We start from the raw sequence: 14,243 nt of genomic DNA on the forward strand, positions 1-14,243 counted from the left end.
CCCGCTCGTCGTCGACTGCGTCGCTCCTCGCTGTGCCCCCGACGAGAAGCCGAAGGCGCACGAGGAGGGTCCCGGCAGGATCAGCGTGGGGCCACCCCCGCCCGCCCCTCGGCAATCGCCCCGACCGGAGCCAGCACGACTTCCGTCGCATTGCGCACCGTCAGGACCAGCCCCGGCAGCAGGCCGACCCGGGCACGGGCGTCCGAGGTGAAGGCGTCCGCGATCCCCACAAGCCCACCGAACAGCTTCAGAAGGGCGGGATTTTCGCCCAGGTTCAGGTGGCCGTCCCCGGTCGTGTAGGCCGCCGTGTCCAGGTAGATCACGTTCAGGTCCGCGACCTGCGCTACGCTCTCCATGTTTCCCAGCCGGTCCCCTGTCCCCGACAGCGTGGCCGAAATGTTCAGGACGCGATCCCGCGAGCTGCCGAAAATCACGAAGGGTTCGGGTAGCTGGCCGATATCGCGCGCCTGCGCCCGGAACACGTCCAGGTCCAGGTCCGGCGAGATCAGCACCACGCCCTTGATCCGGTCCAGCGCGCCCGGACCGTCCTTCAGCACCATCTGCCGAAGTCCCTCCATCGTCAGGAAGGCCCCCATCGAATGTGCCACGATGATGATGTCCCGCGCCCCGGCCTGTTCGACTTCGTTCAGAAGCGATACGAAGCCCGATCGTGCAAACAGCACGGAATCGCGGTCATAGACATACCCCAGCGCCGACCCGCGTGAGGGCCAGGCGTAATGCACCGCCACCCCCGGCACCTCCAGGTCGTGATGCATCTGTGCCACCCGGTAGACGCCTTCGGCCATCGTGTTGTTGAAACCGTGGACATAGACCACCGCATCCCGCTGCCCGCGCAGCTTCATCGCCGCCTTTAGCGCCGCGCTGAAATCGTCTCCCGATGCAAAAGCCCGCGCGTCCAGCGTCAGGAAGTCCCGCTTGCCATCCGGCTTCCGCGTCTTCGGTGGCCAGTTGACCTCACCCGGTTCGCGGTCCGGCGGGATCGCGATGTCATAGCGCAGGAAGCCTGGCTCGCCCGACCGCGTGAAAGCATAGGCTTCGCCGTCCTTTTCCCGCGTCGTGCCCACGAAGATCGTCTCTGGCGTGCCCCCCGCCAGCCCATCCGGGGCCATCGTGAAATCGCCGCGCGCAGCACAGCCGGCCAGTAGCAGAACCATCAACAGCTTGCGCACCGGCACCTCCACACTTTCCCTGACCCTTGGCCCGCGCGCAACGCAGCGTCAAGCCATCGACCGTGGACAGCAGCGCGCTGCCGCCGCACACTTGACCCCGGCAAGACAGGAGGCTCGCATGACACTTTCCGGCAAAATCGCTCTCGTCACCGGCGGCAACCGTGGCATCGGCCTCGCCACCGTCCGCGCGCTTGCGAAAGCGGGCGCAACGGTGCACTTCACCGCCCGCAGCGCGGCCAACATCGCCGCGGCCCAGCGCGAGCTTGGAGATATCCCCGCCACCGGCCACCTGGCGAACATGACCGACCGCATCGCGATGGCGACCCTCTTGGACCAGAACTTCGACATCCTGGTGAACAACGCCGCCGTCATCGCCCCCATCGGCCGCATCCTTGACATCTCGGCCGAGGATTGGGCGCACAGCATCGACGTCAACCTGACATCGGTCTTCCACGCCACCCAACGCGCCCTTGCGCACATGGTCGCCAAGGGCGGCGGCACCATCGTCAATATCTCCTCCGGCGCGGCGCACCGGCCGCAAGAGGGCTGGTCGGCCTACTGCGCGGGAAAGGCCGGCCTCGCCATGCTGACCCGGTCGGTCCACCTGGAATACGTCGACCAGGGCATCCGCATCTTCGGCTTCGCACCCGGAGTCGTCGATACCGACATGCAGGTCGCCATCCGCGCTTCGGGCATCAACCCTGTCTCCAAAATCCCCCGCGAAAACCTGGCCCCGGCGCAGGAACCCGCCCAGGCCATCGCCTGGCTCTGCACCCCCGCCGCCGACACCCTTGCCGGGCAAGAGCTTGACGTCCGCTCTCCCGACCTGCGCGCAGCAGCCGGGTTGCCGCAGCTCGATTAACCGGGGAACGCCTGCGCGCCCCACAGCTCCCGCACCCGGGCATCGCGTCCGCAGGCCTCGCGGTAGAACTTGTAGGCGTTCGCCTTCTTTTTCGGACCGGCGCGGGTCAGCACGATCTCGGACGACTTGTAATAGTCCTGATGATAGTCCTCGGCGATCCAGAACGTCCCCGCCTCCCGCACCGGAGTCACGATCGTCGCGCCCAGAACCGCCTCGGCCTCGGCCACCGCCGCCAGCGCGGCCTTCTTCTGTGACGCATCCTGCACGAAGATCGCCGTCCGGTAGGCATCCCCCCGGTCGCAGAACTGTCCGCCCGCATCCAGCACATCCACCGACCGCAGGAACTTGGCGATCACGTCAGAATACGAGATCACCGCCGGATCGAAGGTGATCTGCACTGCCTCGAAATGCCCCGCGTGATTGCGATAGGTCGGGTTCTGCAACGCGCCCCCGGTATAGCCCGAGACGACATCGCTGACCCCGTCGACCCCCTCGAAATCCGACTCCACGCACCAAAAGCAGCCGCCCGCGACGATGGCCGTCTCGGCCCGCGCCATCCCTGCCAGACCCAGCAGCACCACCAAAGCCATCCGAAGCATCCGCACCTCCACCGTTCAAGGCCGCAGCCTGTCGCGCGCGCCCCGGCAACTCCAATCACCGATCCGTGGATCACCGGAAGGTGAAGCGCCGCCCAACTATTGCGCCGCACCGAAACTCCTTGGCCTGCCCCGCGTCCCACAATAGCCTGCGACCGACCATGCGGGCCCACCCGCCGAACCGAACCGACCGAAAGTCCCGCATGCGCCACGCCCTCTTCGCCCTTGGCCTCCTCGCCTCCCCCGCCCTGGCCGAGACCTCCCTCTCCGACGCTGCCTCTGGCCTCGACCTCTTCCCGTGCGAACTTGGCGGCCTCACCTGCACCACGCTGACGGTGCCGCTTGATCACCGCGCCAACGACCCCTCGCAGACGCTGGACATCACCTTCGCCCTGTCCTTCGCCACCAACGAAAGCCTGGGTATCCTGTTCTACTTCGTCGGTGGTCCCGGAGGCTCCGGCCTCGCCTCGGCTGACAGCTACCTCTCCTCCTTCGACCCCGCGCTGATCGAAAACCTGGACATCGTCTTCGTCGACCAGCGCGGCATCGGCGCGGTCCACGGCCTGTCTTGTCCCGTGGCCCAGGCCCGCTTCGACAGCTCTGCCGCGCCGCTGTCCGATACCGACGCCGTCCTCGCCACCGCCCGCGCCTACGTCAGCGATTGCACCGCCGAAATGGGGGCCGACCATCTGCTGCCCGTGGTGAACACCGACCAGGCGATCCGCGATTCCGAGGCGTTCCGCCAGGCTATCGGCGCGCCCAAGGTCTGGCTCTACGGTGAAAGCTACGGCACCCAATTGGTGCAGGCCTATGCCACCCAGGTCCCCCAGGCCGTGAAGGGCGTGATGCTGGACGGAGTCGTCGACCTTACCCTCGACGCCGAGGGGTTCTACCGCCGCTACACCCTTACCGCCGAACGGCTTCTGTCCGACACATTCGCGCTTTGCTTCGGCATCCCGGCCTGCAAGGCCGACTTCCCCGCCGACCCCTCCCAGGTCTACGACGACCTTGCCGCCCGCCTTGCCGCTGGCCCTGTCACCGTGCCCTACACGCTGGCCGATGGCACCCGCGTCGACCGCACTCTCACCGCAAGCCACCTGGAATCCAGCGCCTTCTATGCGCTTTACGCCCCCGAGGGCCGGGCCGAGTTCCTCCGTACGCTCGCCGCTGCGGGTCGGGGCAATCTCGTGCCGCTTCTTCAGCTTGGCTACTCAAACCTCTTCATCGACCCCGAGACCGAAATCGGCATGGAGGACCCCGCCTGGTTCGGCGCCGCCTATTACGCGATCACCTGCACCGATTATGACAGCGGCCCCGGCACCGCAGAGGACCGCGCCCGCCGCATCCTGGATCAGGCCCGCGCCCTTGCGCCCGAAGCCCCGCGCCTCCTCCGCTCCTATTACATCGAGCGCCTCGCCTGCGCCTACTGGCCGCAGCAGGGACCCGCGGCCCGCCCGCAAGCCTATGCCGGGGGCGACTGGCCCACGCTGATCCTGAATGGCAGCAATGACCCGATCACCCCGATCTCGATGGCCTATTCCGTCCTCGATGACGCGCAGAACGCTTACGGCGTCTTCATGCAAGGCGGCCCGCACGTGATCTGGGGCCGCGGCCTGGCCTGCCCCGACGCCATAGTGCAGGCACTTCTGTTCGACGGCACCCTGCCCCCCGCGCGTGAGCAGCTTTGCGAGCAGGAGCCCATCGCCGACTACACGCCCCTGACCCTGACCGACCCCACCCGCGCCGACGCCTTCACCGTGGCCCGCGCCATCGAGACCGAACTGATGCACTACATCCCCCTCGTCACCTGGCCGGGCGATCACCCCACATCCTTCGGCTGCCCCTTGGGCGGCACGATCCTGGCCGAACCTGGCGACCGGGGGACCGATTTCACCTTCACGGGTTGCCGCTTCTGGCCCGCCCTGACCTTCAGCGGCACGGCTGCCGAGGTCAGCATGGACGATCCCGACGACGGGATCACGATGGACCTCAAGATCAGCGGCGCGCAGATTGGCGATCTTGTCTATCTGCATCGCACCACCGATCAGTCCTACAGCCTGAGCGGAATCTGGAACGGCCAACCCGCATCGCTACCCCGCCAGCCCTGACCGACAGGAGCCTGCCATGCCCCAGGACGCCCCGCCCCCCGACTCTTCTGACCAGGTAGAGCAGGCCGTCCGCGCCCTGATGCCCGCCCTTCGACGTCAGGCCATGGGCGCAAACCTGTTCATCGCCCTTGCCATCGGGGCCACCGTCGTCGGGGCGCTTCTGATCCTCAATTCGGGGATGGAGGACAAGGATCGCTGGAAAATGGCCGGGCTGGCAGGCATTGCCGGATTTGTCGTGGTGGCGTGGATCTACCGCTCCACGATCCGCAGCCAGCAAGCCCAGGTCATGCCGATCCTCGCCAGCGCGATCGGCCTGACCTACTCCAAGGACGCCAAGACCTTCCTGCAGGCGCTGCCCAAGCGGCTCCTGCCGGCGCGCGGCATCCGAACGGGGGAGGACCACGTCCACGGCAGTATCGGCGCGCACGGAATCCACATGGCCGAGATCCACGTCGAATCCGGCGGCAAGAACTCCCGCACGCTGTTCAGGGGCATCGTCGCCCAGTTTCCCAATCGAGCGACGATGCCTGCCTTCTTCATCGCCCAGGAAGACACGACCCGCCCCGGCTTCTTCTTCGGGGGCGATCTGACCACCGAGGGGTTGTTCAAGCTTCGCACCGTCACCGGCGGCAGGGGGCGCAGTTACGGCATCTGGACGTCGTCGATCAGCCAGCAAGAGCCGCCCGCTCTGTCCGAGGTCGTCGCCATCCTCACCCGGATCGAGGATCTCGTCGGTCCCGCTGCCGAGCTTTATGCAGCGACCTCGAACGGGGTCGAGATGCACATCGCGCTGACCCACCGGCGCAATCTTTTCCACATCGGCGGGCTCTTTCCCGACGAGAGCACCCTGTTCCGCGATGTCCGCGACGCCATGCACGACCTGACGGTGCCGCTGACCCTTGCCAAGGCCCTGATCGAAGCCGAGGAAGCCACTGTTGCAAAAGTTAAGGGGGCGTAAACCGCCCCCTGCAACGCCTTGATTTTCCTTGGTGGACAAGTCTGTCCACGGTGGACAGCCCTACTTAGCGACCCGGGCGTTCCGGCTGGCGATCAGCCGCAGCCGCAGCGCGTTCAGCCGGATGAAGCCCTCGGCGTCCTTCTGATCGTAGGCCCCCGCGTCCTCTTCGAAGGTCACATGCTTCTCCGAGTACAACGAGTGATCCGACCACCGCGCCACCGTCCGGGCGGACCCCTTGTACAGCTTGACCCGCACCGTTCCGGTCACGTGTTCCTGCGTCTTGTCGATCAGCGCCTGCAGCGCCTCGCGTTCGGGGCTGAACCAGAACCCGTTGTAGATCAGCTCGGCATAGCGCGGCATGATGCTGTCCTTGAGATGCCCCGCTCCCGCATCCAGCGTGATCTGCTCGATCCCCCGGTGCGCCTCCAGCAGGATCGTGCCGCCCGGGGTCTCATAGACCCCCCGCGACTTCATCCCGACAAAGCGGTTCTCCACCAGGTCCAGCACACCCACGCCATGCTTGCCGCCCAGTTCGTTCAACCGGGTCAGGATCGTGGCGGGGCTCATCGCCTCGCCGTTGATCGCCACCGCATCGCCCTTGTCGAAGGTGATTTCCACCATCTCGGCCTGATCGGGGGCCTCCTCGACCGGCACCACGCGCTGCAGCACGTAATTCGGGAACTCCTCTGCCGGGTCCTCCAGCACGCGGCCTTCCGACGAGGTGTGCAGAAGGTTCGCATCGACCGAGAACGGCGCCTCGCCCCGCTTGTCCTTGGCGATCGGAATCTGGTTCGCCTCGGCAAACTCCAGCAGTTTCGTCCGGCTGGTCAGGTCCCACAACCGCCACGGCGCGATCACCTTGATCGCAGGGTCCAGGGCGGCGGCGGACAGCTCGAACCGCACTTGATCGTTCCCCTTGCCCGTCGCCCCATGCGCCACCGCATCGGCCCCGGTCTCATGCGCGATCCGCACAAGATGCTGGCTGATCAGCGGCCGGGCGATGGAGGTCCCCAGCAGATACAGCCCCTCGTACAGCGCGTTCGCCCGGAACATCGGGAACACGAAGTCCCGCACGAACTCCTCGCGCACATCGACGATGTGGATGTTCTCGGGCTTGATTCCCATCAGCAGGGCCTTCTGCCGCGCCGGCTCAAGCTCTTCGCCCTGGCCCAGGTCGGCGGTGAAGGTCACCACCTCGCAGCCATATTCGGTCTGCAGCCACTTGAGGATGATCGAGGTATCAAGGCCGCCCGAATAGGCAAGGACGACTTTCTTGGGCTTCAGCATCGGGAAGGCTCCCTCATGAATTTCTGGCGCGGTTTAGCTGGCGCTTAGAACGAAACACCAGCAAGGGCAAGAACGCCGCGACGCTTGACGGATGTCCAAATCCGAATTCCAGTGCCCCGACATTCCCCAATCGGAGCCCATCATGAGTTTGCGCATTTTCCTCCACTCCATTCGCCAGGTCTTCGGCAACCTCTCCGGGGCCCTGCAGGTCTCGGGCGTTTTGATGCTTGTGCAGTTCGCCGTGCTTCTGACCCTTGGCCGCTCGATGCCGACGGACGAGGCCGGGATGCGCCAGATGATGATGCAGGGGGACATGCCCTGGGGCCGGATCGTCCTTGGCGCGCTGGTCAGCACCGTGCTCTGGCTCTGGATCGTCGTGGGCTGGCACCGGTACATCCTTCTGGGCGAACGGCCAAAGCTGGTGCCCGCCTTCCGGTTCGACCGGATGCTGGGCTACTTCGGCAAATCCCTCCTCATCGGCCTGATCATTCTGCCGCTGGCGCTGATCCTGGGCTTCATCGGTGGTGGCATCGCTTCGGGCCTGGTGCATGGCGGCGGCAATGTGATCCCCGCCCTCGTCGTGATGGGCCTGTTCGTCTACGTGCCGCTCGCGGTCGTGGGCATGCGCCTTGGCACCATGCTGCCTGGCGCCGCGCTTGAACCGGGCGTGCCTGTCTTCAGCGGCTGGGAGGCCACCCGCGGCGTGACCCTCACCATACTGGGGGTCGTGGTCCTGTCCGTCGGCTTCGCCCTTGTGCTGGAGTTCATAGGGATGCGGGTCTTCGGTGATCCGATGTCCATCCCTTCTCTGATCTACGAACTGGTCAAGCAATGGGTCATCGCCCTGGTCGGCGCCTCGATTCTGACCACGCTTTACGGCCACTACGTCGAGAAGCGCCCGCTTGTCTAATGCTTGCACCACGCCACGGCATCGGTCATGCCAAAGGGCATGACCGATTTCCCCACCCAGGCCCGCAAAGCCACCGCCGCCCTGCGCGAGCTTTTCCCCGAAACGCCCTTGCAGCGGAACGACTTCCTCTCGGCGCGCTACGATGCCGAGATCTGGCTGAAGCGTGAGGACCTTTCGCCTGTCCGCAGTTACAAGCTGCGTGGCGCGTTCAACGCCATGCGCAAGGTGCGCGCCCGTCAGCCGGACCAGCACCAGTTCGTCTGCGCCAGCGCCGGAAACCACGCGCAAGGGGTGGCCTTTGCCTGCCGCCACTTCGGGGTTCAGGGCGTCATTTTCATGCCGGTCACCACGCCGCAGCAGAAGATCGACAAGACCCGCGTCTTCGGCGGGGACAACATCCGAATCGAGCTGACGGGTGACTATTTCGACCAGACGCTTGCCGCCGCGCAGACCTTCTGCGCCCTGCAGCAGGCGCATTTCCTGTCGCCGTTCGACGACCCCGACGTGATCGAGGGCCAGGCCTCGGTCGCAGTCGAGTTGCTGGAACAGCTTGGCCGCGCCCCCGACCTGGTGGTCCTGCCGGTCGGTGGAGGTGGCCTGTCCTCGGGCGTCACAGGCTACCTGCGCGAGGTCGCGCCAGACACCGACTTCCGCTTCGTCGAGCCGTTGGGCGGGGCAAGCCTGACGGCCGCCCTGCAGGAAGGCGCACCAACCAAGCTGCCGCGCGTCAACAGCTTCGTCGATGGCGCGGCTGTGGCGCGGGTTGGAGACAACACGTTTCGGATGCTGTCTTGGGTCGACCACAATGACGTGCTGCTGGCCCCCGAGGATCGCATCTGCGTGACGATGCTGGAAATGCTGAACCATGAAGGCATCGTTCTGGAACCGGCTGGCGCCCTCTCGGTGGATGTTCTGCCGGAACTGGCACAAGAAATCCGTGGCAAGACGGTGGTCTGCGTCACCTCGGGCGGCAACTTCGATTTTGAAAGGCTGCCCGAAGTAAAGGAACGTGCGCAGCGCTATGCAGGTCTGAAGAAATACTTCATCCTGCGCATGCCGCAGCGTCCGGGCGCCCTGCGCGAATTCCTTAACCTGCTCGGCCCGGATGATGACATCACCCGGTTCGAATACCTGAAGAAATCGGCGCGCAACTTCGGCTCGGTCCTGATCGGGATCGAGACCAAGACCGCCGGCCACTTCGATGACTTCCGCCGCCGGATGGAGGCTGCGGGCCTTGCCTTCCGCGACATCACCAACGACGAGACGCTGTCCGAGTTCCTGATCTAGGCCGCGCCCGCCCGGTCCGTCGACAAGCCGCCCAGAAGGCCCGCTCGCGATGCCCGCCAGATCGCCGCCAGCTGCATCATGTCGATCAGCGCGGCGTGGCCGACGGCGGCCTTGCGCTCACATTCCTGGCAGATCGCGGCAAGCTCGGACAATCCCAGGTTCAGCGCGCTTCCCTTCAGGAAATGCAGCTGGCCTTCGACCTCGCTGTCAGGAAGGCCCGAGATCAGCGCCTTAACTGCGCCCTCCGCCTCATCCAGGAACATGTCGGCGACCTCGACAAAGCCGTCGGCGCCGATCTCCTCCCGCAATTCAGCAACCCGTTTCCAGTCAATCATGGCACCACACCCTGTTACGCCACACCCAAGCCTGCAATCTGCCGCCATCGGCCTTAACAAATCGTGGCCGACCGAGGCCGAAGTTCGTCGAATTCTAACATTCACACGCCGTTAAGGCCCGGGCGTCAGTCTGGCCGCAACGGAGGTGATTTGTGTTTGTCAGCCCCATGAAGCTTCAGGATGGAATGTCCGCGGTCGAGGTTCCGCGTCACGTGCTTGTCGTCGATGACAGCCGGGCGCAACGGCACATGGTATCGATGCACCTGCGCCGCTGGGGCTACCGGGTCAGCGAAAGTGAATCCGCCCTGGCCGCGCTGGACCTGTGCCGCAGCGCCGATATCGACATCATCATCAGCGACTGGATGATGCCAGGCATGACAGGTCTGGAATTCTGCCGCGAATTCAGGGCCTTGGACCGCGAGAACTATGGCTATTTCGTCCTTCTTACCTCCAAGTCGGAAACGACCGAAATTGCCGACGGGCTGGAAGCCGGGGCCGACGACTTCCTGACCAAACCCGTCGCATCAAACGAACTTCGCGCGCGCCTGCGGGCCGGAGAGCGGATGCTTGCCACGCAGGCCGAGCTTCTGGCGAAGAACAGGGTCATCGTCTCGACGCTTGTCGAACTGCAAAAACTCTACGATTCGCTCGACCGCGACCTGATCGAGGCGCGGAAGCTGCAGCAGACCCTGATCCGCGACCGGGTCCGCGACTATGGCTGGGCCAAGGTTGCACTGATCCTGCGCAACTCCGGGCGGGTTGGCGGCGACCTTGTCGGCAGCTTCCGGGTGGATGAGGATCGGGTGGTCGTCTATTCCATCGACGTCTCTGGTCACGGCGTCGCCTCGGCGATGATGACCGCACGGCTTGCCGGGTTTCTTACCGGCTCCTCGCCCGAACAGAACCTTGCGTTCCAGACCGGGCCGGAGGGCGAGCATATCCTGCTGCCCCCCGCCGCGGTCGTCGATCGTTTCAACCGCCTGATGCTGGATGAAATCCAGGCCGAACAGTACTTTACGATGGCCTATGCCGTGGTGGACCGCCGCACAGGCCGTCTGGACCTGGTGCAGGCAGGGCACCCCCACCCGATGTTGATCCGCCGCGACGGACGCGTGCAGCGGCTGGGGCAGGGCGGCATGCCCATCGGCCTGATCGACGGCGCGACCTACGACCAGATCACCGTGCAGGTGGCGCCGGGCGACCGTCTGATCCTGGTCTCGGACGGGTTTACCGAATGTCCGCTGCCCGAAGGCCGCGACTTCGGCGAGGATGGGCTGGTCGAAAGCCTGAAAAGCTCGGCCCACCTCAGCGGCGCCGACCTGTTGGAGGCGATGGTCTGGGACCTGACCGCCAAGGCCGGGACCGATTCGTTTCCCGACGACGTCTCGGGGATCGTGCTGGACCTTCTAGCCCAGTAGCCGTCCCAGCATCGCCCGGTCGCCTTCGTTTCCCAGCCGTGTCAGTGCCGTCTCGACTGGCAGCCACACCGCCGTATGCCCCGCCTCGGACGGCGGGCCCAGCCGACGCACCGGACGCGCAAGATACACCTTGCACAGCTTCTCGGCCCACATGTCGTACTCCGGCATGTAGGTGAACCGACGGAACACCCCCAATTGTCGGCGGACCGCGATCTTCCAGCCGGTTTCCTCAAGGACTTCGCGGTGCAGCGCTGCCAGCGGGTGCTCACCCCGGTCGATACCACCCCCCGGCAACTGGAACTCCGGGATGGGCTCGGCCTGATGCGTCGCAAGGATATGTTCCCCCTGCAGCAGCACCGCGTAGACCCCCGGCCGCCGCGTATACCGCTGCCCCGCCTTCACCGGCTCGCCATAGCGTCGGATCATCCTGCCCCCTTGGACCTGCGGTTGCTCTGCCTATATAGGCGCGATATGCCAGCACTGGCACCATCAGGAAATCCCCGAATGACCACCGGTTCGCAAATCGCCTGGGACGATACCGTCCTGCCATTCCAGCTTGACGCCTCGGGCATCCGTGGCCGGGTCGTGCGCCTTGACGGCGTGCTGGACCAGGTCCTCAAGCAGCACGCCTACCCGTCCGTGATCGAGGCGCTGGTGGCCGAGACCGCGCTTCTGACCGCGCTGATCGGCCAGGCCGTCAAGCTGCGTTGGAAGCTCTCGCTGCAAGTGCGCGGCAAGGGCCCCGCCCGCCTGATCGCCACCGACTACTACGGCCCGACCGCGGATGGCGAACCCGCCCGCATCCGCGCCTATGCCAGCTATGACCCCGACCGACTGGACCTGAAGGCCGATCCGTTCAGCCAGATTGGCGAAGGCTACTTTGCCGTCATGATCGATCAGGGCGAGGGCATGGTTCCCTACCAGGGATTCACCCCCATCGCTGGCAAAAGCCTGTCGGACTGCGCGCAGACCTACTTCGCCCAGTCAGAACAGATCCCAACCCGCTTCCAGCTTGCCTATGGCGAAAGCGCCGAGCCGGGTCGTCCGCTGCACTGGCGCGGCGGCGGCATCATGCTGCAACACATGCCCGCCGTGGGCGGCGTCGCGGCCGAACAGGGCAGCGGCGAGGGCGGCCTTCTGACCCATGCCGACATCCTGGGGGGTGCCGATTCCGACAACTGGAACCGCGCCAACATCCTGCTCGACACCGTCGAAGAGCTGGAGATGATCGGCCCCTCGGTCCCCCCCACCGACCTTCTGGTCCGCCTTTTTCACGAGGAAGGCCCCCGCGTCTTCGACGCCCAGCCGGTGCGTTTCGGCTGTTCGTGCAGCGAGGACAAGGTCCGCAGCACGATGTCGATCTACAGCCAGAAGGACATCGCCAAGATGACCACCGAGGCGGGGATCGTCACCGCCGACTGTCAGTTCTGCGGCGCGCATTACGAGATGGACCCCAAGACACTGGGCTTCGAAGCGGTCAAGCCGGAATGACCGAAACCGAGGACATGCTTCGCGCGGCGCTTTCCCGCCCCGCCGGGCCGTCCTCGGATTTCGACCTCAACCCCAGCATCCGGCCTCCCGCCGACAAACCTCTTCGCCCCGCCGCCGTCCTGGTTCCGGTCTGGCTGCGGGACGATGGGCCCCGCCTGGGTCCCCGGCTGATCCTGACCAAGCGCTCATCGCATCTGAAGCACCACCCCGGCCAGATCGCCTTTCCCGGCGGCAAGGTCGACCCGACCGACACCAGCCCCGAAGCCGCCGCCCTCCGCGAAACGCAGGAAGAGATCGGCCTCCCCCCCGACCGCGTGCAGATCATCGGCACGCTTCCCGTCCACGAAACCGTCACCGGCTTTGCCATCACACCCTTTGTCGGCCTGATCCGTGGCCCTTTCACCCCCACGCCTGAGGTTGGCGAAGTCGACGAGGTCTTCACCGTCCCCCTGTCCCACGTCCTGACCGCTGCCCGATTTGCCATCGAGCGGCGGCAATGGATGGGCGCCTGGCGCCGCTACTACGCCGTCCCCTACGGCCCCTATTACATCTGGGGCGCCACCGCGCGTATCCTGCGGGGGTTGGCGGACCGGGCGGGGACATGAAGGCTGAAGGCAAAGTCTCGGGCGACTGGCTGGACCATCCAGGCACGCAAGCCCTGATGCAGGCGCTGGAAGCGGCGGGCCACACGGCGCTTTTCGTCGGCGGTTGCGTGCGCAACGCCCTGCTGCATGAACCCGTCGGCGATGTCGACATCTCCACCGACGCGACGCCCGACACCGTCTCTGACATCGCCGGAAAGGCGGGCTTCAAACCCGTTCCCACCGGCATCGACCACGGCACCGTCACGGTCGTCGTGCAGGGTAAACCGCATGAAGTCACGACTTTCCGCCGCGACGTCGAAACCGATGGCCGCCGCGCCGTCGTAGCCTTCTCCACCCGAATCGAGGAAGACGCCCAGCGTCGCGACTTCACGATGAACGCGCTGTATGCCGACCGCCACGGCGCCGTCATCGACCCCTTGGGTGGCCTTCCCGATCTGCAAGCCCGCCGCGTCCGCTTTGTCGGCGACGCTGAAACCCGCATCCGTGAAGATTACCTTCGCATCCTCCGTTTCTTCCGCTTCCACGCCGCCTATGGCGATCCCGACGGCGGGATCGACCCCGAGGGCCTGGCCGCCTGCGCCGGACTGTCGGAAGGGCTGGAGGGCATCTCGAAAGAGCGTATCACCGCCGAGTTGCGCAAACTCCTTACCGCCCGCGATCCCGCCCCATCTGTCGCGGCCATGTCCCGCTCTGGCGTCCTGGCTCGCATCCTGCCCGGAGCCGACCCGCGCGCGCTGGCCCCGCTGGTCCACCTCGACGCAGCCGAACCCCCGCGCTGGCTTCGCCGTCTTTCCATCATCGGAGGAGACACCGACCACCTCCGCCTTTCCAAAGCCGAGTCGCGTGATCTGGCCGCCCTTCGCACCACATTGGGCACCCTCGACACCCCCGCCGCACTGGGTTGGCGCCTGGGAAAGGCACTGGCGACCGATGCCGTCCTGGCCCGCGCCGCGATGTTCGAGACCCCGCCGCCGCCTGGCTGGACCGACGAAATCCAGCGCGGCGCCCAGGCCCGTTTCCCTGTCGCCGCCGCCGACCTGATGCCCGCCTTGCAGGGCGAGGCCCTGGGCGCACGGCTGAAAACCCTTGAAGCGCAATGGCTTGCATCGAACCTTACCGCCACCCGTGAGGCGCTGCTGAAAGAGGCGTGACAAAACGCCGCGACTCGGCTACGCATGGCCCACCCAAGAACGGAG

14 protein-coding genes are annotated in these 14,243 nt (G+C 65.9%); 9 read left to right on the forward strand and 5 right to left on the reverse strand.

Features of this window, described 5'->3' with window-relative positions:
- Positions 1-80: 80 nt before the first annotated feature.
- On the reverse strand, positions 81-1,190 hold the full coding sequence (locus tag Q8M85_RS19520) for an alpha/beta hydrolase (RefSeq protein ID WP_305547688.1): 1,110 nt from the start codon (positions 1,188-1,190) through the stop codon (positions 81-83).
- A gap of 118 nt (positions 1,191-1,308) precedes the next feature.
- On the opposite strand from Q8M85_RS19520, the gene Q8M85_RS19525 reads away from it, so the two are divergent.
- Positions 1,309-2,052 carry an SDR family NAD(P)-dependent oxidoreductase gene (locus Q8M85_RS19525; RefSeq protein ID WP_305547689.1) on the forward strand — a complete coding sequence of 248 codons (744 nt, stop codon included), beginning with the start codon at positions 1,309-1,311 and terminating at the stop codon, positions 2,050-2,052.
- Here Q8M85_RS19525 and msrA read toward each other — a convergent pair.
- Positions 2,049-2,651, reverse strand: a complete 603-nt coding sequence (gene msrA, locus Q8M85_RS19530; RefSeq protein WP_305547691.1) for a peptide-methionine (S)-S-oxide reductase MsrA — start codon at positions 2,649-2,651, stop codon at positions 2,049-2,051. The genes Q8M85_RS19525 and msrA overlap by 4 nt on opposite strands.
- A 200-nt stretch (positions 2,652-2,851) precedes the next feature.
- Between msrA and Q8M85_RS19535 the strand changes: the two genes are divergently transcribed.
- Positions 2,852-4,756, forward strand: coding sequence for an alpha/beta fold hydrolase (locus Q8M85_RS19535; protein ID WP_305547693.1), 1,905 nt, complete (start codon positions 2,852-2,854; stop codon positions 4,754-4,756).
- A 16-nt stretch (positions 4,757-4,772) separates the two neighbouring features.
- The gene (locus Q8M85_RS19540; RefSeq protein WP_305547695.1) at positions 4,773-5,714 is read left to right on the forward strand and encodes a hypothetical protein; all 942 of its coding nucleotides are present in this window, start codon (positions 4,773-4,775) and stop codon (positions 5,712-5,714) included.
- A 60-nt stretch (positions 5,715-5,774) separates the two neighbouring features.
- Here the strand turns inward: Q8M85_RS19540 and Q8M85_RS19545 are convergent, their stop codons facing one another.
- Positions 5,775-7,001, reverse strand: a complete 1,227-nt coding sequence (locus Q8M85_RS19545; protein ID WP_305547698.1) for an argininosuccinate synthase — start codon at positions 6,999-7,001, stop codon at positions 5,775-5,777.
- 142 nt (positions 7,002-7,143) lie between these two features.
- Here Q8M85_RS19545 and Q8M85_RS19550 point away from each other — a divergent pair, with 142 nt between their 5' ends.
- Together Q8M85_RS19550 and ilvA are read left to right on the forward strand one after the other, a co-directional pair.
- On the forward strand, positions 7,144-7,911 hold the full coding sequence (locus Q8M85_RS19550) for a hypothetical protein (protein ID WP_305547700.1): 768 nt from the start codon (positions 7,144-7,146) through the stop codon (positions 7,909-7,911).
- A 39-nt stretch (positions 7,912-7,950) separates the two neighbouring features.
- A complete protein-coding gene (ilvA, locus tag Q8M85_RS19555) occupies positions 7,951-9,198 on the forward strand; it encodes a threonine ammonia-lyase IlvA (protein WP_305547702.1) in 1,248 nt (415 codons plus the stop codon).
- Here ilvA and Q8M85_RS19560 read toward each other — a convergent pair.
- A complete protein-coding gene (locus Q8M85_RS19560; protein WP_305547705.1) occupies positions 9,195-9,533 on the reverse strand; it encodes an Hpt domain-containing protein in 339 nt (112 codons plus the stop codon). The genes ilvA and Q8M85_RS19560 overlap by 4 nt on opposite strands.
- Before the next feature lie 185 nt (positions 9,534-9,718).
- Here Q8M85_RS19560 and Q8M85_RS19565 point away from each other — a divergent pair, with 185 nt between their 5' ends.
- On the forward strand, positions 9,719-10,951 hold the full coding sequence (locus Q8M85_RS19565) for a PP2C family protein-serine/threonine phosphatase (protein WP_305547707.1): 1,233 nt from the start codon (positions 9,719-9,721) through the stop codon (positions 10,949-10,951).
- On the opposite strand, the gene Q8M85_RS19570 is transcribed toward Q8M85_RS19565, so the two are convergent.
- Positions 10,940-11,377, reverse strand: coding sequence for an NUDIX hydrolase (locus Q8M85_RS19570; RefSeq protein ID WP_305547709.1), 438 nt, complete (start codon positions 11,375-11,377; stop codon positions 10,940-10,942). The two genes, Q8M85_RS19565 and Q8M85_RS19570, sit on opposite strands and share 12 nt — an antisense overlap.
- Before the next feature lie 78 nt (positions 11,378-11,455).
- Between Q8M85_RS19570 and Q8M85_RS19575 the strand changes: the two genes are divergently transcribed.
- From Q8M85_RS19575 to Q8M85_RS19585, 3 genes are read left to right on the forward strand one after another with little or no spacing between them, the layout of a single operon-like run.
- Positions 11,456-12,442 carry an Hsp33 family molecular chaperone HslO gene (locus tag Q8M85_RS19575; protein WP_305547711.1) on the forward strand — a complete coding sequence of 329 codons (987 nt, stop codon included), beginning with the start codon at positions 11,456-11,458 and terminating at the stop codon, positions 12,440-12,442.
- Positions 12,439-13,047, forward strand: coding sequence for a CoA pyrophosphatase (locus tag Q8M85_RS19580; RefSeq protein WP_305547713.1), 609 nt, complete (start codon positions 12,439-12,441; stop codon positions 13,045-13,047). Before Q8M85_RS19575 ends, Q8M85_RS19580 begins: the two co-directional genes overlap by 4 nt.
- Positions 13,044-14,198, forward strand: a complete 1,155-nt coding sequence (locus Q8M85_RS19585; RefSeq protein ID WP_305547716.1) for a CCA tRNA nucleotidyltransferase — start codon at positions 13,044-13,046, stop codon at positions 14,196-14,198. The genes Q8M85_RS19580 and Q8M85_RS19585 overlap by 4 nt, the downstream gene beginning before the upstream one ends.
- Positions 14,199-14,243: the final 45 nt, after the last annotated feature.

The organism is Tabrizicola sp., from assembly GCF_030694085.1.
Lineage (GTDB): Bacteria > Pseudomonadota > Alphaproteobacteria > Rhodobacterales > Rhodobacteraceae > Tabrizicola.